The sequence below is a fragment of the Botrimarina colliarenosi genome (assembly GCF_007859955.1).
In the GTDB taxonomy this organism is placed as follows: Bacteria; Planctomycetota; Planctomycetia; order Pirellulales; family Lacipirellulaceae; genus Botrimarina; species Botrimarina colliarenosi.
Genome location: NZ_SJPR01000001.1, coordinates 715,858 through 737,543 on the forward strand (window position 1 = coordinate 715,858; position 21,686 = coordinate 737,543).

The 21,686-nt window shown below is 67.4% G+C and carries 15 protein-coding genes; 3 read left to right on the top strand and 12 right to left on the bottom strand.

Annotated elements, in window-relative coordinates:
- Window positions 1-6 precede the first annotated feature (6 nt).
- From Pla108_RS02765 to Pla108_RS02820, 12 genes are all read right to left on the bottom strand, one after another.
- Complete coding sequence (locus tag Pla108_RS02765) at window positions 7-1,338, bottom strand: prepilin peptidase (RefSeq protein ID WP_146442646.1); 1,332 nt, start codon at window positions 1,336-1,338, stop codon at window positions 7-9.
- 140 nt (window positions 1,339-1,478) lie between these two features.
- Window positions 1,479-2,009, bottom strand: a complete 531-nt coding sequence (locus Pla108_RS02770; RefSeq protein WP_146442649.1) for a shikimate kinase — start codon at window positions 2,007-2,009, stop codon at window positions 1,479-1,481.
- Window positions 2,010-2,121: 112 nt separating this feature from the next.
- Window positions 2,122-3,624 (bottom strand): shikimate dehydrogenase, encoded by a 1,503-nt coding sequence (gene aroE, locus Pla108_RS02775; protein WP_146442652.1) that lies wholly within the window; start codon window positions 3,622-3,624, stop codon window positions 2,122-2,124.
- 250 nt (window positions 3,625-3,874) lie between these two features.
- Window positions 3,875-5,821 (bottom strand): DNA mismatch repair endonuclease MutL, encoded by a 1,947-nt coding sequence (gene mutL, locus Pla108_RS02780; protein ID WP_146442655.1) that lies wholly within the window; start codon window positions 5,819-5,821, stop codon window positions 3,875-3,877.
- Window positions 5,822-5,918: 97 nt separating this feature from the next.
- On the bottom strand, window positions 5,919-7,331 hold the full coding sequence (locus Pla108_RS02785) for a sigma-54-dependent transcriptional regulator (RefSeq protein ID WP_146442658.1): 1,413 nt from the start codon (window positions 7,329-7,331) through the stop codon (window positions 5,919-5,921).
- Between the two features lie 158 nt (window positions 7,332-7,489).
- Window positions 7,490-8,284, bottom strand: a complete 795-nt coding sequence (locus Pla108_RS02790; protein ID WP_146442661.1) for an SDR family NAD(P)-dependent oxidoreductase — start codon at window positions 8,282-8,284, stop codon at window positions 7,490-7,492.
- Window positions 8,285-8,404: 120 nt separating this feature from the next.
- Window positions 8,405-9,214 carry a sensor histidine kinase gene (locus tag Pla108_RS02795; protein ID WP_146442664.1) on the bottom strand — a complete coding sequence of 270 codons (810 nt, stop codon included), beginning with the start codon at window positions 9,212-9,214 and terminating at the stop codon, window positions 8,405-8,407.
- A 51-nt stretch (window positions 9,215-9,265) separates the two neighbouring features.
- Window positions 9,266-10,000, bottom strand: coding sequence for a hypothetical protein (locus Pla108_RS02800; protein WP_146442667.1), 735 nt, complete (start codon window positions 9,998-10,000; stop codon window positions 9,266-9,268).
- Window positions 10,001-10,147: 147 nt separating this feature from the next.
- Window positions 10,148-12,268, bottom strand: coding sequence for a polyribonucleotide nucleotidyltransferase (locus tag Pla108_RS02805; RefSeq protein ID WP_146442670.1), 2,121 nt, complete (start codon window positions 12,266-12,268; stop codon window positions 10,148-10,150).
- Window positions 12,269-12,555: 287 nt separating this feature from the next.
- Window positions 12,556-12,825: a 30S ribosomal protein S15 gene (gene rpsO, locus Pla108_RS02810; RefSeq protein ID WP_146442673.1), complete on the bottom strand. Its 270-nt coding sequence runs from the start codon at window positions 12,823-12,825 to the stop codon at window positions 12,556-12,558.
- A 397-nt stretch (window positions 12,826-13,222) separates the two neighbouring features.
- Window positions 13,223-14,131: an acyl-CoA desaturase gene (locus Pla108_RS02815; protein ID WP_197526194.1), complete on the bottom strand. Its 909-nt coding sequence runs from the start codon at window positions 14,129-14,131 to the stop codon at window positions 13,223-13,225.
- Window positions 14,132-14,462: 331 nt separating this feature from the next.
- Window positions 14,463-17,054, bottom strand: a complete 2,592-nt coding sequence (locus Pla108_RS02820; protein WP_146442679.1) for a ComEC/Rec2 family competence protein — start codon at window positions 17,052-17,054, stop codon at window positions 14,463-14,465.
- Between the two features lie 303 nt (window positions 17,055-17,357).
- Here Pla108_RS02820 and Pla108_RS02825 point away from each other — a divergent pair, with 303 nt between their 5' ends.
- The 3 genes from Pla108_RS02825 to Pla108_RS02835 all read left to right on the top strand — a co-directional run bounded on the left by Pla108_RS02825 (window position 17,358) and on the right by Pla108_RS02835 (window position 21,500).
- Window positions 17,358-19,592: a S9 family peptidase gene (locus Pla108_RS02825; RefSeq protein ID WP_146442681.1), complete on the top strand. Its 2,235-nt coding sequence runs from the start codon at window positions 17,358-17,360 to the stop codon at window positions 19,590-19,592.
- Window positions 19,593-19,674: 82 nt separating this feature from the next.
- Window positions 19,675-20,565: a methyltransferase domain-containing protein gene (locus Pla108_RS02830; protein ID WP_146442683.1), complete on the top strand. Its 891-nt coding sequence runs from the start codon at window positions 19,675-19,677 to the stop codon at window positions 20,563-20,565.
- A gap of 428 nt (window positions 20,566-20,993) precedes the next feature.
- Entirely contained in the window at window positions 20,994-21,500 is a 507-nt protein-coding gene (locus Pla108_RS02835) for a YciE/YciF ferroxidase family protein (RefSeq protein ID WP_146442686.1), read from the top strand.
- Window positions 21,501-21,686: the final 186 nt, after the last annotated feature.

The following is a 21,686-nucleotide window of genomic DNA, read 5'->3' on the forward strand; positions in this document are numbered from 1 at the left end:
GGGGGGTCAGGCGTCTTCGTCCGCCCAATCCTCGCTCATGCCGAGCACACGGAGCTTGAATTGCCGCCAAATCGCCAGCAGGACCCCGAGCAGCAGCAGGCAGATAATCAGCACGGCCGGCAAAACCGTCCCCATCCCGAACAGCCCTTCCGCCCGTGGCCAAACGTCCGCCCAGCGGACGACCACGAACGAGACCCCCAGGCAGAGGAACGGCCCGTAAGGGATCACGTCGTCGCGCCGCAGCACCAGCTGCAGCACCCCGATCACGAGCGCCGCGAAGGGCGCCAGGAAGAACACCAAGAGGCCCGCCTGCCAGCCGAGGAAGGCGCCGACCATCATCATCAGCGTCACGTCGCCGAAGCCCATCGCCTCTTTGCCAAGGGCGAGCGACCCGACGATCCGCACGGCCCAGACCATGCCGCCCGCGACGATCATCCCCACCAGCGCCGAGAGCAGCCCCCGCCACGCGTCGCCGCCGGTGAACCAGGCCATGGTGACGCCGAGCACGCCCAGGATCAGGATCTCGCGCAGCGGCCTCCGCACCAGCTCGCGACCAACCCGTTGGAGCAGCATCCCGAGCCCCTGCAGCACGCCGTGACGCGTCCGCCAGATGCGGGGCGTCAGCGCGAAACACCACAAGCCGAAGCAGCCCAAGCCGAGCAGCAGCGAGCGGTGGTTGTTCGGACCGCCCTCGAGCGACACCGGCCAATCGTTGGGCGCGGCGACATGGGTCGTCTCGAGCCAGACCGGAGCGAATGGCCCGACGAGTTGCCGCCCGTCCACCCCCTCGAGCGCCACCCCCGTCGTGGGACGGAGGTCGCGTTCTTCGACGTTCGGCAGCAGTCCCATCGGCAGGAGCGTGGCGAGCACCAGCCCGAGCAGCGTGCCGGGGACGGTGATCTCGTCGGGGATCGTCTTCTCATCGAGGTCGATCAGGGACGCGACCAGCATCAGCCACGACAGCACGAAGTGCAGGACGAACGTCGACCACAACCAGCCCTCGGGTGGGGCGGCAATGAGCGGGGCGATCTGGCCCGCAAGGAGCCCCTGACGGTCGACTTCCCACCAGCAGAGCGCGGCCATCGCGGCGGCGAACAGTAGCTCGACCGCCATCGGTCGGACCCAGAAACCGCGGCCGAGCGCGCCCGCGTCGCGGCGCAGACGCAGCCAACCGACGATCGGGAGCCGGTCGACCCAGCCGCGTGGGCGGACGCCGTCGGGGGTCGGCTGCCACGGCGAGAACCGGCGTTGGTTCCAGGCCCACTCGTAGGTCGCCGCGTTGGCGAGCGACGCCGCGACCGCCGCGACGACAAAAACGATGGCGAGCGGGAGGATCACGCGGCGTGGGGACGAGAGGGAGCGGTTAGTTACGAGAAAGATTGTGGGAGGGGTCTCCGACCCCGATAACGCGCACCCTACCGAGGCGGCTAGGATGCCGGAATCGGGGTTGGAGACCCCCCCCACAAGCAGCCAGCCGTTTATCGGCCGGCCAGCAGCCCGGCGATTTCTTCGGCGATCACCTCGGGCGAGCGGCCGTCGGCGTCGACCGAAAAGTTAGCACACTCTCGGTAGATCGGCTCCCGGGCGGCCAGAACCCGCTCGACTTCGGCCAGGCCGGTCAGGTCGGTCAGGTCGGTCAGGTTGGGGCGGCGGCTGGCGCTGGTTGCATCGCCGGAGATCCGGGCCGCGAGCGTCGTGGCCGGCGCCGTGAGCCAGACCACCGGCCCGGCTACGGCGAGTCGCGCGCGGGTCGCCTCTCTCAAGACGGCCCCGCCGCCGAGGGCGACGACCGTTCTCTCCAGGCCGCAGAGTCTCGTGACGACGCCTTCTTCGAGGTCACGGAACGCCGGCTCTCCGTCGTCGGCAAAAATCATCGCGATCGACTTGCCTGCGGCGTGTTCGATCTCGTCGTCCGAGTCGACGGCGTCCCAGCCCAGACGGTCGGCGAGCCGACGCGCGACAGTGCTCTTGCCGCACCCCCGATAGCCGATGAGGAACAGACGCGTCATCTAAGTTCCGCCATCCGTTGGGAACGCCCTCCGCGGCGTTCCATGATTCGATTCCATGCTCCGCATTTTATCACGCTGGGAACGCCACGGAGGGCGTTCCCTACGAGCCTCGCTAGTACTTCACGGGCCCGATGGCGCGCTTGAGCGTCTCGCGCATCACCTCGAACGGGGGTTCGTGCCCCGTGAACAGCAGGTACTGCAGCGACGCCTGGCGGATGAACATCTCGACGCCCGTCACCACCCGGCAGCCGTGCTCGCGGGCCTCTTTCACCAGCAGCGTCGACTCGGGGTTGTAGACCGTATCGAACACAACCATCGACGGCCGCAGGTGGGCCTTGCCGTAGGGGGACTCGTCGACGTTGGGGTGCATGCCGATCGGCGTGCCGTTGATGAGGACGTCGACATCGACATTGTGCCGAGCGGCCCACTCGACGGCGCGACCGCCAAACTCCTTGGCGAGCGCTTCGGCGCGCCCCTTCGTGCGGCTAGCGGCGACGACCTGCGCGCCCCGTTTCTGCAGCCCGTAGAGCAGCGCCCGGGCGACCCCCCCCGCGCCGAGCACCATCACCCGCTTGCCGTGCAGCGGGCTCGCGGCGCCGGCGACCGGCTGCTCGTTGGGCCCGCGGAGCCCGTGCTCGAGGGCGTCCATGGCGGCCTTGTAGTCGGTGTTGTAGCCGATGACCTGGCCGTCCCGGAACACGACGGTGTTGACCGCGGCGATCCCCTTGGCGGCGGGGTCGATCTTCGTCAGGTGGGCGGCGATCGCCTCCTTGTGGGGGATTGTCACGCTGAGCCCCTTCAGACCGAGTCGCGGCGCGTCCTCCATGAACTCCGCCAGCGAGTCGGGCGGCACGCGGAACGGCGTGTAGACGGCGTCGATCCCGTCGGCGCGGAACGCCGCGTTGTGGATGTGCGGGCTGAGGCTATGCGCCACCGGGTCGGCGACGACGCCGTAGACCGCCGTCTCGGCGCCGATCTTCTCATAGCCGTAGACCTCGCGCATCTGGTCGAAGCTCAGCTGCCCCGGGGCGAGCGTCCGCTCGTGGTGGAACGTCGCGTAGGTGAACGGCGCGCCGAACTTGGCGCCGAGGATCCGCGACGGCGTGCCGATGTCTCCCATGCACATGCCGGCGGTCGGCACTTCGGAAGACTTCACCAACTCGAGCATCCGCAAATTGTCGTGCGGCCGCTGCGCCATCGTGGCGATCTTGATGACGTCGGGGTCCATCCCCGCCATCCGGGCGTGGAGCTCCTCCAAATCATCCGGCGTGTTGCGGAAGTTGTGGTAGCTGACGATCCGCTTGGTCTTGCCGAACCGCGGCACGTTGGCGGCGATGTCCTCTTCGAGGTCGACATAGTCGGCCCCGAGGGCGATCGCCTCGCGGATGAACATCATCCGCTGCTCCTCCGAGCCGGCGAACTTGCCGCCGTCCTGCTCGCGGCGGTAAGTGACGATCACCGGCGTCGGCCGTTCGTTCAGCAGCCGGGCCAAGTTGACCCTTGAGCTGATGTAGTCGAGCCGTAGCTCGACCAGCTGGGCTCCCTGCTCCGCCAGGTGCTTGTGCTCGGCCAGCATGTGTTTATGCCGGCTGCGGCCGACGGAGACGCAGATCATGGGGGAGGGGCGAGGGGCTAGGGACGGGGGACGAGAGGGGGTGAGTCGCGGAACTCTGACGACGGATTGCCGGAGAAGGTTCACCAACCGAACCGTCGGAGCCTCGGGCGCTAGCCCGGGGAGTGACCCAACCCGCAGCTCCCCATTCTGTCTACCGCCCGACGATGTCGCCAGTCGCCGCCACCCGGCGCCAAAACTCCCTCATCCGCCGTCCCCTCGCCTCGAAGCCCTAGGGGCGTCATCTCCCCCGTCAAATCCGCTGGAACCGGCGGTCGAGCTCTTCCCGCGTAAAGATCAGCGAGGTCGGGCGGCCGTGGGGGCAGTGGTGGTGGTTCTCGGTCCCGGGGCGGGCGTCGAGCAGGGCGGCGATCTCGCCGTCGGTGAGCGGGTCGCCGTACTTGACCGCCGCCTTGCAGCTCATCGAGTGGAGCAGCTCGTCGAGCACGTCCCGCGCATCGGGCGCCTTGCCCGCCTCGGCGGCCAGCTCGCCCGCTAGCCCGCGGAGCGTTTCGCCCGGCGTGAGCCGACGGAGCATCGCCGGGAACGAATGGACCAGCACCGTGTCGCCCCCGAAGGGACGCACGTCGAGGCCGATCGACAGCAGCAAGTCGCGGGCGTCGAGCACGGCGGCCGCCTCGGCGGGCGACAGATCGACCGGCTCGGGCACCAACAGTTTCTGCGTCTCGAGCGGCCCGGCCAGCACCCGGGCGCGGAGCTGTTCGTAGAGGACCCGCTCGTGCAGCGCGTGCTGGTCGATGACTTCCATGCCGGCGTCGGTCTCGACGACCAGGTAGCGATTGTGGAGCTGCAGCGCGCGGGTCGGCGCAGCGACTTCAGTGCCGTGATCCTCGTCAGTGCAGGAGAGAGCCGCGTCGTCCCCGACCGCGGCGCGCGGAGCGACCGACAACGCATTGCCCGCGGTCGGGGACGACGCGGCTCTCGATCCGTCAAAACGGTGCATCGATAACGACTCACCCCCTGAGGGGAACGGACGAAACGCCGGCGCGCTGCCGCCGGTGTGCCGAGCGTAGGAGGGTGTCGCGGCGCCTTCGTCGAAACGCCGCTGCCGCTCGCCGAGTTCTCCCTTCGCCCAATCGACTAGTTGGGTGGTCGAGTCGCCCAGCGCTTCGTCGTCTTCGCTCGGGGCCTGCTCCGGAGCGCCGACCCGCAGGTCGGACGACAAGAACCGCGACCGCAGGGTCCCCAGCAGCTGGCTGTAGAGCGGCCCCGAGTCGGCGAAACGCACCTCGAGCTTTTGGGGGTGGACGTTCACGTCGACCAACGCCGGCGGCATCTCGAGCCGGAGGAAGCAGATCGGTTTGCGGCCGGTGAGGATCAGCCCGCGGTACGCCTCGCCGAGGGCGTGCTGCAGCGACCGGTCGCGGATGGCCCGGCCGTTCACCAGCAGGTACTGCATCCGCGTGTGGGTGCGGGTCTGTTTGGGGTCGGCGACAAAGCCCGAAAGCCGGATGACGCCCTCTTCGCGCTCGTCGCGGCTCTCTACGGCGATCAACGCCCCGGCCAGGTCCTCGCCAAAGAGGGCGGCGATGCGGTCGCGCCACGCCCGGTCCTCGCCTTGCGCTGGCGGAGCGGGGCAGGGGGGCAGGTCGTGCAGCACCCGGCCGTTGTGCGACAGCGTGAAGTGGACCGCCGGGTGCGCCAGCGCCACGCGGGCGAACGCCTCGCTGGTGTGCCCCGCCTCGGTCTGGGCCGTCCGCAAGAACTTGCGCCGCACCGGCGTGTTAAAGAACAGGTCGCGGACCTCGATGGTCGTGCCGACCGGGCAACCGGCGGGCGAGGCCGCCGCCTCGGCCGAGCCGGCCATCGACAGCTCGGCGCCCTCGGCGCCCTCTTGGCGACTGCGGATCACGAGGCGGCTCACCGAGGCGATCGACGCGAGCGCCTCGCCGCGGAACCCGAGCGTGCCGACACGGAACAACTCTTCGGCCGACGCGATCTTGCTGGTGGCGTGGTTCGTCACCGCCAGCGGCAGCTCGTCCGCGGCGATGCCCGAGCCGTTATCGACGACCCGCACCAGCTGGGCGCCCCCTTGCTCGATGGCGACGTCGATCCGCGTCGCGCCCGAGTCGACGGCGTTCTCGAGCAGCTCCTTCACGACGCTCGCCGGGCGCTCCACCACCTCGCCAGCGGCGATCTGGTTGACGACAAGGTCGGGGAGTTGCTTGATCGCGGGCATCGAACCGTCCTGTGGTTCGAAGTCGGAGGCTGGAAGTGAGAAGTGGGAAGAACGCCTGCATGGCGACCTTCCGACTTCCCACCTCCTACTTCCCACTTCAATTCAATCCGTACTCTTTGATCTTCCGGTACAGCGTCCGTTCGCCGATGCCGAGCATTGTGGCCGCCTCTTCGCGGTTGCCGCCGGTGACTTTGAGCGTTTCGGCGATGAAGATGCCTTCGATATCGGACATGCTCTTGCCTACCAGCTCGGCGAGCGAGCCCCCGACGGGGGCCGACGCGGCCGTCTCGTCGCCGGCGAAGCCGCCCGTGAACTGTTCGGGCAGGTCATCGAGGTCGAGCACGCCGTCGAGGTCGACGACGACCATACTCTCGATCGCGTTCTTCAGCTCGCGGACGTTGCCGGGCCAGTCGTACGCCAACAGCCGCCGCCGGGCCGCCGGCGAGACGCTCTTCACCTTCTTGCCGTGCCGTTTGCTGTGCAGCCGCAGGAAGTGCTCGATCAAGAGCGGGATGTCCTCGCGGCGCTCCATCAGCCGCGGCAGCCGCACGGTCACGACCTTCAGCCGGTGGTAGAGGTCTTCGCGGAAAGTCCCCGCGGCGATCGCCGCCTCGAGGTCACGGTTGGTGGCCGAGAGGATCCGCACGTCGACCTTCTTGGCCTCGTTCGAGCCGACGCGGGTGATCTCGCCACTCTCGAGCACCCGCAGCAGTTTGATCTGCGTTGGGAGGGGCATGTCGCCCACCTCGTCGAGGAACAGCGTGCCGCCGTCGGCGTACTCGAACTTGCCGATCCGGTCGTGCGACGCGTCGGTGAAGGCGCCTTTGATGTGGCCGAACAGCTCGCTCTCGAGGATGTTCTCGCTGAGGGCGCCGCAGTTGAGGGCGACGAACGGCCGCGTCTTCCGCGGGCTGTTCTGGTGGATCGCCTGGGCGACCAGTTCCTTGCCGCTGCCGGTGTCGCCCTGGATCAGCACGGTGGCGTCGGTCGGCGCGATGCGGCTGAGCCGTTCGATGGCGCTGCGCATCGCCTCCGACTCGCCGATGACCCCCTCGAAGCCGAACTTCTCGTCGAGCCGCTTCCGCAGCTCGGCGTTGGCGCGGCGTAGGTGCTGGCTGCGGGCCGCGTTGTCGACCACCGCCCGCAATTGCCCCAGGTCGAGCGGCTTCAGCAGGTAGTTGAACGCCCCGCGGCGCATCGCCTCGACGGCCGACTCGATCGTGCCGTGACCCGTGACGAGGATCACCTCGGCGTCGGGGAGCCGCTCGCGCGACTCGGCCAGCACCTCGAGACCGCCGGCGCCGCCCGGCATCACCAAGTCGGTGACGACGATCTCGTAGCCCCCCGTGTCCATCCGCTCGACGGCTTCTTTGCCGCTGTGGGCCGTGTCGCAGGCGTAGCCGATCTTGCCGAGCGACTCGCTCATCGCCTCGGCGTGGCCATGGTCGTTGTCGACCACGAGCACGCGGATCGGCGGTCCGGCAGCGGCGCGGGTGTTGGGGCTCGGCATGCCGCAAGTATGAAGGGGGAAGGGGGATGTCGGAAGTGGGAAGGCCGGTCGCCGAGCCGCGACCGTCAGGGAGCGACCGAGCGGGTTCGCTAGCCGTTCTGGACGCTCCCTGACGGTCGCGGCTCGGCACAGGTCCCACTCCCGACTTCCCACTTCCCTCAGGCGATCGTATCGACGATGCCCCCGTCGACCCGCAGGGCGGCCCCGGTCGTCGCGCTGGCCCGCTCCGAGCAGACGTACGCCACCAAGGAGGCGACCTCGGCCGGCTCGGCGAAGCGCTCGATCAGCGAACCGGGCCGGTTCCTGGGGACGAACTCTTCCTTCATCTGCTGTTCGCTGATCCCTTCGGACTCCGCCATTTCGCGGACAAACTGCTCGACCCCTTCCGACCAGGTCGGGCCCGGCAGCACGCTGTTGACCGTCACCCCCGTGCCGCTGAGCGTCTTCGCCAAGCCGCGGGCGACCGACAGCTGGGCGGTCTTCGTCATGCCGTAATGGACCATCTCGACCGGGATGTTGAGGGCCGACTCGCTGGCGATGAACACGACGCGGCCCCAACCCCGGTCCTTCATGCCGGGGGCGAGCAGCCGGCTCATCCGCACGCCGCTCATGACGTTCACCTTGAACATGGTTTCCCAGTCGTCGTCGGTGATCTCGAAGAACGGCTTGGGGGTGAAGACTCCCGCGTTATTCACAAGAATGTCCACTTCGCCGACTCGCCGGGCAGCCTCGACGACCTGCTGCGCGCCCTCGGCGGTCGAGACGTCGCCCGCCGCGGCGTGGGCGTCGCCGTAGGCCTTTAGCTTCTCGGCCGCCTCCGCGGTCCGCGATTCGTCACGACCATTCACCAGAACCGTCGCTCCCTCTTCGAGCAGCGTCTGGGCGATGGCGGCGCCGATGCCGCTGGTGGAGCCGGTCACCAGGGCGATGCGGCCCTTGAGTTTGAGATCCATGGGAAGCCTCGTGGGGATCGAGGGAGGGACGTTCGCCGGTCGGCGGGAAGCCCTAAAGAGGTGGGAGCCGTTGTTACGCAGCTACTCCGGCGGCAGTTCGCGAAGGAGAGGCTCGCGGCGTCATGGAAGCGGCGTGGTGGCCGACTTGTCGCCCTTCCCACTCCCGCCTTCCGACCTCGCCAATCTCGCCACGCCCGGCAGCTCGATCGCGAACCGCGTGCCGCGGCCCAGTTCACTCTGGACGCTGATCGCCCCGCCGTGGGCCTCGATGATCTTCATCGTCATCGGGAGGCCGAGACCCGAGCCGCCCGACTTGGTGCTGAAGAAGGCCTCGAACATCTTGCCCGCCGTGGCGTCGTCCATGCCGACGCCGGTGTCCGTCAGGTAGACCGCCGCCCGATCGCCGAGGGCGCGGGTCTGGACGACGATCTGACCCCCGTCGGGCATCGCCTGGACGGCGTTGAGCAGCAGGTTGGTGAGGGCGCCGCGGAACGCCTCGCGGTCGAGCCGCACCGTCGGCAGGTCGGGGTCGAGGTACGGGACGATCTCGACGCCCGCCTTGTCAGCCTCGGGCTCGAAGAAGTCGAGCGCGTCGGCGATCTCGTGGTTGAGGTCGCGGGGCGTGAGCTCGACGCGCCGCACCTTGGCGTAATTGAGGAAGTCGTCCAGCAGGTCGTGCAGCCGCGTACACTCCCGCTGCACCGCCGCGATCCGCTTGGCGGCCCGTTGCTGCGGGGGGCTGAGGATCACCGGTTCCTCGCCGTCGTCCGCCGGGTCGGGCAGCACGTCCTCGGCGAGCAGCTGCATGTTGAGCCGGATCGTCGAGAGCGGGTTCTTGATCTCGTGCGCAAGCCCCCCGGCGAGCCGAGCGATCTCGGCGTACTGGTCCATCAACCGCTGGACCGTCTCGTCGGTGGTGGGATCGGCCATGGGCTTGATTGAACCGCCAAGACGCCAAGAGCGCCAAGGATCGCCAGGGAATTATGAAGGGAGGGGCCGTCCTGTCACCATCTCGAAGTGATGCGCCAGACAAAGGACGCTTTTGTCCACGCAGCCACCCTCACAACCCTCACGGCGGCAATTTCGCGCAGGGTTCTCGGGACCCAATTTCGCGATAAGTTCCCTGTCGTTCCGCAATTGCTGGCTCTCTTCCTCCGGTGGGTCGGCCGCCCAGAGGATCGGCATGCTTGCGACGCCGCTCGGATGCTCGTCGTCGTTAAGCGAGGCGAACGCTGTCCCAACCGCGACGGGTGGTAACCCAAGCTCTTTTGCCATGTCCCGATGCCTATCGGTCTCGAACGCGTACTTTGTCGATGAGAGGATTCGTTCGAGGTCTTTTGGACTGCCATGATCAAAGATTTGGCAGAGCGCATGAGCATCGACTCCGCTGGGGCTGGGCCGGCGCTTTACTTTAGGATCAAAGTACGACGAGTTCGAGTTGTACTCCGCGATCAGTCGCCCTGATTCGTAACATAGATGCCAAAAGACATCGTCGTCGTGCACCAACACCGCTAGGGCGACGCACCCGAGCTCTCGGGAGAGTACTTCGGTGAGTTTCGATATCGACTCCGTGTCTTGCTCGTCACAGACCTTGTCGTAAGCAACACCTATCTTGGGGCCTGCCGGCACAACTGCGGCGCGACGTCTCGCCAGTAGTTCAACGACTTTATCTCCGGTCGTTCCCTTGAACGTAATATTTCCGTAGAACGCGCCCATTATTGCAAGACCTGTAAATCCTGTTGATCCAGTCTCAACCTTCTTGGCGACCCCTGGCGCTCTTGGCGTCTTGGCGGTTCCAAATAAGAAGAGCCGGGCCCCGCAAGCGGGACCCGGCTTCGATTGGTTAGCAACTCACCGCTTCGCTCAGGCCTTCGAGTCGGCCGGGGCGGCGTCGCCCGCGGCGTCGGCCATCGCGGCCTTGCGGCTGAGCTTCACACGGTCTTGGTCATCGACGGCGATCACCTTCACCTCGAGGATGTCACCGACCTTGCAGATGTCGCCGACGCTGGCGACGTAGCCGTCGGACAGCTCCGAGATGTGGCAGAGGCCATCCTTGCCGGGGAGGATCTCGACGAACGCGCCGAAGTCCTTGACGCTCGAGACCTTACCCTTGTAGATGCGGCCGACTTGGACGCTGGCCGTGAGGGCCTCGACGCGGCCGAGGCCCGCCGTGACGGTCTCTTGGTCGGGGCCGGCGATCGTGATCGTGCCGTCCTCGTCGACGTCGATCTGGACGCCGCAGTCCTCTTGGATGCCACGGATCGTCTTGCCGCCGGGGCCGATTAACAGGCCGATCTTCTGCGGGTCGATCGAGGTGCGGACCAGACGCGGCGCCGACGCGGCGGTCGCTTCACGCGGCCGCTGGATCGCCGAGAGCATGCTGCGGAGGATCTCGATGCGGGCCTCGCGGCTCTGCTGCAGCGTGGCGCGGATGATCTCCTCGCTGATGCCCATGATCTTCAGGTCGAGCTGGATGCCCGTGATGCCGTTTTGGGTGCCGGCAATCTTGAAGTCCATGTCACCGAAGTGGTCCTCGTCGCCGAGGATGTCGGTGAGCAGCGTCCAGTCGTCGCCTTCCTTCACGAGACCGACCGAGATGCCCGCCACCGGGTTGGTGATCGGCACGCCGGCGGCCATCAGGCCGAGGGTGGCGCCGCAGACCGAGGCCATCGAGCTCGAGCCGTTCGACTCGAGGATGTCCGAGATCACGCGGATCGTGTAGGGGAACGTGTCGTGGTCCGGCAGCACCGGGTTGACCGACCGCTCGGCGAGCATGCCGTGGCCGATCTCGCGGCGACCGGGTCCCCGGATCGGGCGGCACTCGCCGACCGAGAAGCTGGGGAAGTTGTAGTCGAGCATGAATCGCTTGCTGTACTCTTCGAACAGCCCGTCGACACGCTGCTCGTCGCGGCCGGTGCCCAGGGTGATGGTCACCAGGGCCTGGGTCTCGCCACGCTGGAACATGGCCGAGCCGTGGACGCGGGGCAGCAGGTCAACGGCGCACTCGATGCCGCGGAGGTCCTTGCCGCCACGGCCGTCGGGACGCTTGCCTTCGAGGATCGTCTGGCGAACCACCTTCGCTTCGAGGTCGTGCCAGGCGGTCTTGAAGGCGCCGATCGAGATGGCGTCGTCGGCCTTGGGGTCGGGGATCAGCTCGGCCATCGCCTCGGCCTTGAGGGCGCCGCACTTCTCGGCGCGGTCCTGCTTGCCGGGGGTCTGCTTGGCTTCCTTGAGCTTGGCGCCGTAGGCGGCGTCGAGCTTGTCGAGGATGCCGTCCGACTCGGGCGAGACGAACGACGTGGCCGGCGTGCCGACCTTCTTACGCAGCTCCAACTGCAGGTCGCACAGCTCGCCGATGAGCTTGTGGGCGTACAGCAGGGCCTCGGTCATCTCGTCTTCAGGCATCTCGCGGGCGAAGCCCTCGATCATCAAGATCGCGTCCTTCGTGCCGGAGACCATCAGGTCGAGCTCGCTGAACTCGAGCTGCTCGGCCGTCGGGAACGCGACCAGCTTGCCGTCGATCTTGCCGACGCGGACCGAGCCGAGGGGGCCTTCGAACGGCAGCGTCGAGATCGTGAGCGCGGCCGACGCGCCGTTCATGGCCAGCACGTCGCCGTCGGTCTGGCGGTCGCTCGACAGGACGAACGCCTGGATCTGGACTTCGTCGTTGAAGCCCGGGGCGAACATCGGGCGGATCGGGCGGTCGATCAGGCGGCTGGTGAGCGTCTCCTTGGTGGTGGGACGCCCCTCGCGCTTCATGAAGCCGCCGGGGAACTTGCCCGCCGCGGCGGTCCGCTCGCGGTAGTCGCAAGTGAGCGGGAAAAAGTCGATGCCGGGACGCGGGTCGCTGGTCGCCACGGCGGTCAGCACGACCGTGTCGCGGAGGGTGACCAGCACGCAACCGGCGGCTTGCTTGCCGAGGATGCCGGTCTCGATCTTGATCGTCTCGCCGCCGATCTGCTTTTCAACGATGTGTTTCTGCAACTTAGGATTTCCTTGTAGTGACGGGCCGACGACGCGGCCCCAGTGGCGGGCGATTCGCTGCGCAGGGGCTGGCGGGCACGCCGAGGAGCAGTGGCAGCACCGATACACCACGTAGAAAAAGCGTCCCACACGGGCGTGGGCGCCGACTTCGTGGCGTGACGACAGGGCGCGGCAGAGAACATGACAGCGCCCGGGTGGGGCGTCGGTCGGCCGCTGCTAAGAAAGAAGACTTTCGGCGAGAGAAGCCGCGCCCCGCGGTGGGGCGACGACCGGCCGTAGCAACAAAGCTACTTCCGGATCCCCAACCGCTGCAACAGATCGAGATACATCTGCGGATTCTTGCTCTTCACGTAGTCCAACAGACGGCGACGGCGGCTCACCATCCGCAGCAGACCACGACGGCTCGAGAAGTCCTGCTTATGGACTTGCATGTGCTGCGTCATCTGCTGGATGCGATTCGTGAGCAGGGCGATCTGGACCTCGGGCGAACCGGTGTCGCCGCTCTTGCGGCCAAACTCGGCCGCGACTTCGCTGGTCTTCTCGGTCGTCAACGCCATTGCCTGGTACTGCCTGCGTGTCTCGTGTTGGGCCGCGACGCCCGGAACGGGGGTCGCTGTCGCCGCGTGTCTCGGTCTGGAGCCTGCTTCCCTCCGCGGCCTGGTTCCCTACTCGGGATGTCGGCGAGGGCTGCACCTGCTCCTGGGCGGGGTCCACCGTTGGCCCCGGCTCCTACGAACCTTACGGATGTCAATAAACGCTTCGCAAGCCGCGTAGGGTAGCAGAAGGCCTGCGATTTGCAACAGGGGTTGAAGCTTGTTTGCGCAGAAGGAGCTTTGGCGAGCCGGCGATGTTAATCGTCGGTGGGAAGCGGGCAACCGGCGCCCACCGACGATTAACGTCGCCGGCTCGCCTTTCCCTCGTCCCTAACCCCGCGCACCTAGCCCCTCCCGGCCGTCAGGCCGGCGGCGTCCCCTTGGGCATGTCGCGGAGGCGGACAACGTTCCAGGCCAGCCCGACCTTCTCCATCGCCAGGATGAACCAGTAGGTGACGTCGACCTCCCACCATTTGTGGCCCTGCGACGCGATCCGCTGGTAGGCGTGGTGGTTATTGTGCCACCCCTCGCCGAACGCCAGCAGAGCGACCCACCAGAGGTTCTTGCTGTCGTCGGTCGTCTCGTAGTTGCGGTAACCCCAAATGTGGGTCGCCGAGTTGATCAGCCAGGTCACGTGCATGACGTAGACCATCCGGAGGGCGAGGCCCCAGAAGAACATCGAGCAGCCGTACCAGACGGCGTGCTCGCCCCCCATGCCCAGCGCCGTGCCGTAGTAGCCGATCGCGAAGAGGATGGCTCCAAGGGCGAAATGCGAGGGGAGGAACAGCTTGTGGAGCAGCACCATGCCGCGGTCTTTGGCCATGTCGGGCGCGTAGCGGGCGAGCAGCTCTTTTTGCCACTTCATGCCGCGGTTGGGCATGAACCAGAACATGTGCGACCACCACTTGCCGTGGCGGGGGGAGTGCGGGTCGCCGTCTTTGTCGCTGAATTTGTGGTGCTTGCGGTGGTTGGCGACCCACGTGAGGGCCGACCCCTCGCCCGATAGACCGCCCAATAGGGCCAGCAGCCAGCGGACCGGCTTGTAAGTCTGGAAGGCGCCGTGCGTCAGCAGCCGGTGGTACCCCATGCAGATGCCGAGGGAGCCGGTGGCGACGTAGAGCACCAGGAAGGTGACAAACGCCTGCCAGCTAAAGAAGAACGGGGCGGCGAGCGCCGCGATATGCGCCACGCCGATCCAGATGACGGTGGGCCAATCGACGCCGCGGCGCCAGAGAGCCCAGCTGTTGGCTGGCGGGACCTCTTCGTCCATCGAGCACTTTGCTTTACGGTCGCTCGCCGGGCGGGCGACGGGACGAGTCTTGGGGCGGGACGGAGGAGAGACAACGGTCGCTTCCACCGGGGGGAGATCGGAAGACTGCAACGACATGCGAACAAACCTTCGCGGGGGTGTTGTGATAGAGGCAGTCCCGCCTTCGTGGCGGGAGCGACTTCTGTAGCTACGCAGAAAACAGGCGTGTTTCTTGAGACAAGCTCTCAAATAGTAGAAAACCTCACGTAAAGCTAGGCACGCCGGCTTCGGCTGCCTACCCCAACAAGGCCAAATGCGGCGATTGGTCGCACGTAAGGACCATCCTGGCCGCTCAGGGCGTGAAAGCCGCCACCCGCACCCCGCCACGGCTGATTGAGGTGGTCACCAGCCCCACCTGGTGGGTGCTCCAGACTCGGGCGCCGGCGGCCATGTACGACAGCCCGGCGGCGTTGCGGGGCTCGCCGCTGCTGACCACAACCTGTTCGGGCCGACACCAAGCGGCAAAACCGGCCGGGTCGCTGCGGCGGCTGCCGTGATGGGGCGCCAGCAACACGTCGCAATCGTAAGGCTCCTGAGCGAGGAGCAGTTCAATGCCGGGCGACTCGAGATCGCCTGGCAGCAGCACCCGCCGCCCGGCGTGCTCGATCCCCAGGACCAAGCTGTTGGCGTTGTCCGACCCCACGACGCCGATGTCGTCGGGGTGGAGCACCTCGAACTCGGCTCTGCCGACACGCCAGCGATCGCCAAGTTGAACCGACCGCACCGGGATGCCGGCCGTGGCGAGCCGGCGTGACAATTCCGCCGGACCGCTAGCGTCTTGGGGGTCGTCCCACGACGGAAACATCAGCGTCGTGGTGAGGACCGCTCTGATCGGCATCCGCTCGAGCAGGCCCGGGACGGCGTTGTAATGGTCGGTGTCGGGGTGGGTGAGCACAACGGCGTCGAGGCGATGGACGCCGCGAGCCCACAGCGCCCGGGCGATCACGTCCGCGACCCGCTCGGGGGCGGTCAGCGCGCCGGCGTCGACCAGCACCGCCCCGCCGCCTGGCGTCTCGATCAACGTTGACGAGCCGTGACCGACCGCGATGAACGAACAACGGAGTTCGTCGCTGGCAGTCGCCGCCTCCCAAAGGGTGGGAACAAAAGCGGCCGCGACGAGGGCCAGCCCCAGCCGCCATACCGCCCCCGCAGCACGCGGCCAGTAGGCGCCGCTCGCCGCGGCGAGCGCGACCCACCCGGTCCAGGCGGCGACCCACCACGGCGCCGGCCCGCCGGTCCAGAAGCCGGCGCCCGGCGACGCGGCGCCGAACTCAATCGCGTCACTTAGCGCGTTGGTCGCCAGCGAGCTCACGCCGGCCGCCCCGTCGGCGAGCGGTCCGAAGACCCCCCAGAGGCCGTTGAGCATTTCGGCAAAAAGCGTCGCGAGACCACCGCCGATTAGCAGCATCAATAGCGGCGAGACGCAGAGCGACAGGGGCGCCGCGGCCGGCGAGACGAGGTGGAACTCGCTCGCCACGAGCGGCCCCGTCACGAGTTGCACCGCCAACGTGGCGCCGACGCCCCAAACGGCCCATCCGGCGGCGCCGCGGGCGATTCGCTCGCGTGGCGACCGCGTCGATCGGACGAGCCGCTCGAGCGGCGGCGTCCACGCGGCGCGCCGCTTGGCCGCGAATCCGGCGACGCCGAGCAGGGTCGCCGCGGAGAGGAAGCTGAGTCGGGTTCCCGCCGCTGCCCACGCCCCCGGCGCGACGGCGAACACCACGATCGCCGCCGCGGCAAGAGAGTTCGCGCTGATCGGTCGCCTCCCGGCCAACGCCGCCACACAAATCGACGACGCAACGATCCCCGCCCGCAGCGCCGGCGGCCGCGCTCCGACGAGGGCTACGTAGCCGGTGACCAACACCAAGCTAAGGGCCCAAGCGCTCCGTCGCGGCAGCAGCCCCAACGCCGCGAGCGCAATCGGCGCCGCGGCGACGAGGCCCACATGGAGCCCCGAGACGACGAGCAAGTGCACCGTCCCCGTCCGTCGAAACACGTCATAGTCTTCGTCCGATAGCCCCGACGCGTCGCCGAGCAACATCGCCCGCACCAGCGGCGCGGCGCGGGGGGAGAGCCGCTGATCGATCGATTGGATGGCGCTGTTACGGACACCAGCGAGCGTTCGCGACACGGGCCGCGGTGCGCCTCCGCCCCGCCGTGTGACACAGGCGGGGGACGCACACCAGACGGTCGCCAGCCGGCGTTCGGAGCGTTCCGCTGCGGCGGCGTCGCGCTCGCCCGGGTTGAGCGCCGGGTGTGGTTGCCGGAGCTGCCCGAAGACGGTCAGCCGGTCGCCCGGTGCGATGTCTTCAACGCGGCCGGCGATGGTTACTTCGCAGCGGCCGCTCGTCGCGCGCCACGACTCGGCGTCGCGGAGCCGGTTCGCCTCGACTTCGATCACCGTGCGGTCGGTCGAAGGAATCGCACGGAACGGTGTCGGCGCGGCGGCCGGGTAGTGGACGGGCGCCGTCACGGCGATGGCCTCAAGGCAAACCGGCTCGGCGTCCCGCGGCGCCGAACGTCCGAGGTCGTCCACGGCAAACAACCGCCAAGCGGCGCCCGACCAAGCGGCGCTGCTCAGCGCGACCGCGGCGAGCAACCAGCCGACGGCGAGATGGTTGGTGCGGCGCCGCCAAGCGAATCCCCAGCTAGCAAGGGCGACGAGCGCCGGCGCCATCGCCGCCTCAGCGGGCAGCCCGGCAAGCAGCGGCGCGACCACAGCACCCAACGCAACCGCCGCGGCGGTCCAGACCAGCGGCGTGTCGGCGGGGCGGGCCGGCTGCTGGCGCCGCGCGGCGAGCCGCTGCTCGGCGGCGCGGCGGCTGGGTGTAGGGCGGCTCGGTGCAGGCTGGCTGGGGGCGGCGGCGGGCGGGCTAGCTGGCATCGCAGCGGGCAGGGTAATTCAGGGGCTTCCGGGAAGCTACGAACTTGTGGGCCCAAGCTCGCGTAGCCAAGTCGGGCCAATCGGCGGTAGGATCGCTAGCGTCGGACTCGTCAGTCGGTAGCCCTACCCGCAGACGATCGACGCCGTCCGCTGGACCCATCTTCGCGGCGGTCAAGGAAGACCCGCTCTCACACAACGCCGCCGGCCAAGAAGGCCCCCAGCGCAGCCCGCCGCTTCAGGGAGGACTTTCTCGCCATGTCTCGCCGTCCCGCTCGTAAACCACGCCGCCGTGCGTCTTCTTCTATGCGAACGCTCACCGAACTCGCTTTTTTTGTCGCCCTCCTCGCCATCTTTGCGTCCGGCTGTGACAGCTTAGGGGTCGGAGTTTACGACCCCGAGATATCGAGCACGCCGCCCAGCGCGAAGGCGACCCAGAAGGCTCCTACCCAGAACCAGGTCGCCGCTGTGCGCGAAACAAAGAACGACGCCGCCGCCTCGCCGCTGATCCCCCGCGACGTGCTGTTCGGCAACCCCGACCGGGCCCAGGCCCGTCTGAGCCCCGACGGGAAGTTCCTCAGCTACCTCAAGCCGGTCGATGGCGTGCTCAACGTCTGGGTCGGCCCCGCGGACGACGTCGACGCCGCCAAGCCCGTCACCGACGACAAGCTCCGCGGCATCCGCTCGCACGGCTGGGCCTACAACAGCCAGTACATCGTCTACACCCAGGACAAGGGGGGTGACGAGAACTGGCACGTCTACGCCACCAATGTCGAGACCAAAGCGACCCGCGACCTCACGCCGATCGACGGCGTCCGCGGCGAGCTCGCCGGCGCTAGCGAGCGCTTCCCCGATGAGTTGCTCGTCGGCTTTAACGACCGCGACCCACGCTTCCACGACCTCTACCGCGTCAACCTGCTGACCGGCGAGAAGACGCTCGTCCAAGAGAATCCCGGCTTCGCCGGTTTCGTCACCGACGACGACTTCAAGGTGCGCCTGGCGGTGAACTTCACCCCCGCCGCCGGCCAGGTGTGGCTCAAGCCGAAGACCGACGAGCCGGGCGAGAAGGGCTACGCCGAGGGCGACTGGGAGCCGATGGAGGAGTTCTCGAGCGTCGATGCGATGACTAGCGGACCATCGGGTTTTGACAAGGCCGGCGCCGTGCTCTTCTTCGAAGACAGCCGCGACCGCAACACAGCCGGCCTCTTCTCCCGCAACCTCGAGACGGGCGACACGAAGCTCGTCGCCGACGACCCCCGCGTCGATGTCGGCGGCGTCATGTCGCACCCGACCGAGAAGACTTTGCAGGCGGTCTCGTTCACTTACAGCAAGACCGAGTGGAAGATCCTCGACGAGGCGATCCGCGCCGACATCGAGTTCCTTCAGCAGTTTCCCAAAGAAAGCGGCTCGGACGGCGAGTTCGTCGTCAGCGGCCGGACGCTCGACGACTCGAAGTGGACCGTGGCCTACCTGCTCGACGATGGTCCGATGAAGTTCTACATCTACGACCGCAAGGCCGAAGATGGCGAAAAGATGCGGTTCCTCTTCAACAGCCGCGACGACCTGTCGGGCTACAAGCTGGCGAAGATGCACACGCCCGTCATCGAGAGCCGCGACGGGATGAAGCTCGTCAGTTACCTGACGCTCCCGGTCGGCAGCGACCCGGACGGCGACGGCGTGCCCGCCAAGCCGCTGCCGATGGTGCTCGACGTGCACGGCGGCCCGTGGTCGCGCGACGGCTGGGGCTTCAACGCGTCGCACCAGTGGCTCGCCAACCGTGGCTACGCCGTGCTGAGCGTCAACTACCGCGGCTCGACCGGCTTCGGCAAGGCGTTCCTCAACGCGGCCAACGGCCAGTGGGCCGGCAAGATGCACGACGATTTGCTCGACGCCGTCCAGTGGGCGGAGGACCGTGGCGTCGCCGATCAAGACAAGGTCTGCATCATGGGCGGCTCCTACGGCGGCTACGCGACGCTGGTTGGGCTGACGTTCACGCCCGATGTCTTCGCTTGCGGCGTCGACATCGTCGGCCCGTCGAGCCTCGTGACGTTGATGAACAACGTGCCGCCCTACTGGTACCAGTTCATGCCGGTGATGAAAGAGCGCGTCGGCGACTGGGAGACGGAGGAAGGCAAGGCGGGCCTGCTCGCCAAGTCGCCCCTCTCGAAGGTCGATCAGATCGAGCGACCACTGCTCATCGGCCAGGGCGCCAACGACCCGCGCGTCACCCAACTCGAGGCGGACCAGATCGTCGAGGCGATGCAGGAGAAAGAGATCCCCGTCACCTACGCCCTCTTCCCGGACGAGGGTCACGGCTTCGCCCGCCCCGAGAACCGCATGAGCTTCAACGCGGTGACCGAGATGTTCCTGGCCAAGAACCTGGGGGGCCGCTACGAGCCGCTCGCGGCCGAGGACCTCAAGGGCTCGAGCCTGCACGTCCCGGCCGGCGCCAGCGACGTGCCGGGCCTCGCCGAGGTGCTGCCGGCGGAGCGGAAGGAGATGCCGAAGGTGGAGCCGGAGCCAGCAGCCGACGCGTCTTGAGACGGCCGAGTGTCCGATCGCTCGTCCGTCGGCGTGGCGACTCTGGTTGCGAGACCGCTACCGGTTTAGCGATCATACGGCGATGAAAAGCGACTCTCCTCGCCGTCTGCGGATTCTCCTGTTGGGCGTGACGTTCGGCGCGCTGGCGACGCTCGCCGCGCGCCAGATTGTCACGCATCTGGCGCCCGAGCCGGCGCCGAAGGTCGCTGCGAGCCAAGACGACACGCCGCCCGCCAAGGTATGGCCGCCGGCTGAGCTGCGTGCCGACCCCAACTGGCAGCTTCTCCGCTACGACGCCGAGGGGTGGTCGACGCAGTATGTCGGCACCTACAAGAACCTCGGCGAGTACCTCGGCCCTCCCCCGGCAGGGGTCACCCAGCTCGCGATCCCGATCCTGCCGACCGTCTACCAGCCCGACATCCAAGACAAGCTGTACTACGACGCGATCGCCCAGGGAGAGATTGCGGAAGGGGACAAGGTGTTGGTGATCGGCGCCGGGTCGGGCGCCGACTCGTGGGCGGTCTCGCTAAAGACGCGCGCGAAGGTCTACGCCGTGGATATCAACCCCCTGGCCGTGATGAACGCCCAGGTGACAGCGCGCCTTGGCGGATTCGAGATCGAGGCCGTCGTCGGCGACTTTCAAGAGATTGAGTTGCCAGACACGTTCCGCGACTTCGACTACGTGCTCTGGAACATGCCATTCGTCGAAGCGGGCGCCACGGCGGAGAACTTCCAAGACCGCAATTTCTACGACGGCGACGACGGGACGGTCGCGACGCGGTTTCTCAAGCGGCTGCCCTCTCTGCTAAAGCCCGATGGAAGAGCGATCGCGCTCAACTACGCCTTGGCCAAGCGGTACCTCACAACGCCCGGGACCGAGACGCGGGTCGCCTCGGGTGACGACCCGGCAGACCCGCTTACCTACATGCTCTTTGTGATCCCCAACCCGGCGACGGCCGCCGCGGCCGATTGACGCCCGAGAGGTGCGCGGAAGTTCGCTGATCCGGCAATCCTTGCAGGATGCGAACTCGGGTCCGATCAGCGTCCGCAGCGTGGTTGATTCATCGGGCCCTCTTGGGAGTCGAGGGGGGATGTCGAAAAAGCCAGCTTGACTGGTTCTCCCGCAGGCAGACTGGTTCCTTTTCCGCCATGACGGATCGCCCTGCAAGGCTGTGGGAACTGCATGCTTGATCCGATGTCGCATAAGCCGCCCTGCCAGGCTTCTTTGGCGGAGCGATCCACATGGGCACGCCCTTTGCTTTCACTACGGCGTCGCCAAGCCGTCGGCTTGGCGTCGGGCCCGTCGAGCGGCGGCGCCGTTTCGATGCGTAAAGTGCGACGGCGGTTTCTTGCCGCGTATGGCGTGTCGTCCCCCTCAACTCACGAACAGGAATCTTAATCATGGCCATGGAATCCCTCGCCGACGCATTCTATGACGAGCTACGCGACGTCCTCAGCGCCGAGCGTCAGCTCACCAAGGCGTTGCCGAAGATGGTGAAGAAGGCGACGTCGCCGAAGCTTCGTGACGCCTTCCAGAGCCATCTGGCCGAGACCGAAACCCACGTTGAGCGGGTTGAGCAAGCCTTCGAAGAGACCGGCAAGGCGGCCCGCGCCAAGACGTGCGAGGCGATGAAGGGCCTGCTCAAGGAAGCCGAGGAACTGCTCGCGGAAGACGCGACGGACGAAGTCAAAGACGCCGTGATGATCGCCGCCGCGCAGAAGGTCGAGCACTATGAGATCGCCACCTACGGCACGCTCTGCTGCTGGGCCGAGGCGTTGGGCTATGAGAAGGCGCTGAAGCTCCTGAAGCAAAATATCGCTCAGGAGGAAGCCGCCGATAAGAAGCTCACGCAAATCTCCAAGGCGGTCAACGCGGCCGCTGCCGAGGATGCGGTCGCCGCGAAATAACGGGAAGCTCCGACCACTAGCTGACCGGCCGACACGCGTATACGGCGGGCGTTTTCTCTTTGGAAAGCGCCCGCCGTGTCGCTGCGCGGCAAGCCATAGAGATTCGCCACTTCGCTATTGTTATCTTGCTTGTCGCGGTCGCCTTCGGTTCGGGAGTCGAGACCGAGTCTTCGTCGTCGTCGGCAG

Bases quoted from the DNA above. Each gene is read 5' to 3' on its own strand.
- Pla108_RS02770 (WP_146442649.1), bottom strand. From the start codon at position 2,009: ATGACGCGTCTGTTCCTCATCGGCTATCGGGGGTGCGGCAAGAGCACT.
- aroE (WP_146442652.1), bottom strand. From the start codon at position 3,624: ATGATCTGCGTCTCCGTCGGCCGCAGCCGGCATAAACACATGCTGGCC.
- mutL (WP_146442655.1), bottom strand. From the start codon at position 5,821: ATGCCCGCGATCAAGCAACTCCCCGACCTTGTCGTCAACCAGATCGCC.
- Pla108_RS02785 (WP_146442658.1), bottom strand. From the start codon at position 7,331: ATGCCGAGCCCCAACACCCGCGCCGCTGCCGGACCGCCGATCCGCGTG.
- Pla108_RS02790 (WP_146442661.1), bottom strand. From the start codon at position 8,284: ATGGATCTCAAACTCAAGGGCCGCATCGCCCTGGTGACCGGCTCCACC.
- Pla108_RS02795 (WP_146442664.1), bottom strand. From the start codon at position 9,214: ATGGCCGATCCCACCACCGACGAGACGGTCCAGCGGTTGATGGACCAG.
- Pla108_RS02800 (WP_146442667.1), bottom strand. From the start codon at position 10,000: ATGGGCGCGTTCTACGGAAATATTACGTTCAAGGGAACGACCGGAGAT.
- rpsO (WP_146442673.1), bottom strand. From the start codon at position 12,825: ATGGCGTTGACGACCGAGAAGACCAGCGAAGTCGCGGCCGAGTTTGGC.
- Pla108_RS02815 (WP_197526194.1), bottom strand. From the start codon at position 14,131: ATGGACGAAGAGGTCCCGCCAGCCAACAGCTGGGCTCTCTGGCGCCGC.
- Pla108_RS02820 (WP_146442679.1), bottom strand. From the start codon at position 17,054: ATGCCAGCTAGCCCGCCCGCCGCCGCCCCCAGCCAGCCTGCACCGAGC.
- Pla108_RS02825 (WP_146442681.1), top strand. From the start codon at position 17,358: ATGCGAACGCTCACCGAACTCGCTTTTTTTGTCGCCCTCCTCGCCATC.
- Pla108_RS02830 (WP_146442683.1), top strand. From the start codon at position 19,675: ATGAAAAGCGACTCTCCTCGCCGTCTGCGGATTCTCCTGTTGGGCGTG.
- Pla108_RS02835 (WP_146442686.1), top strand. From the start codon at position 20,994: ATGGCCATGGAATCCCTCGCCGACGCATTCTATGACGAGCTACGCGAC.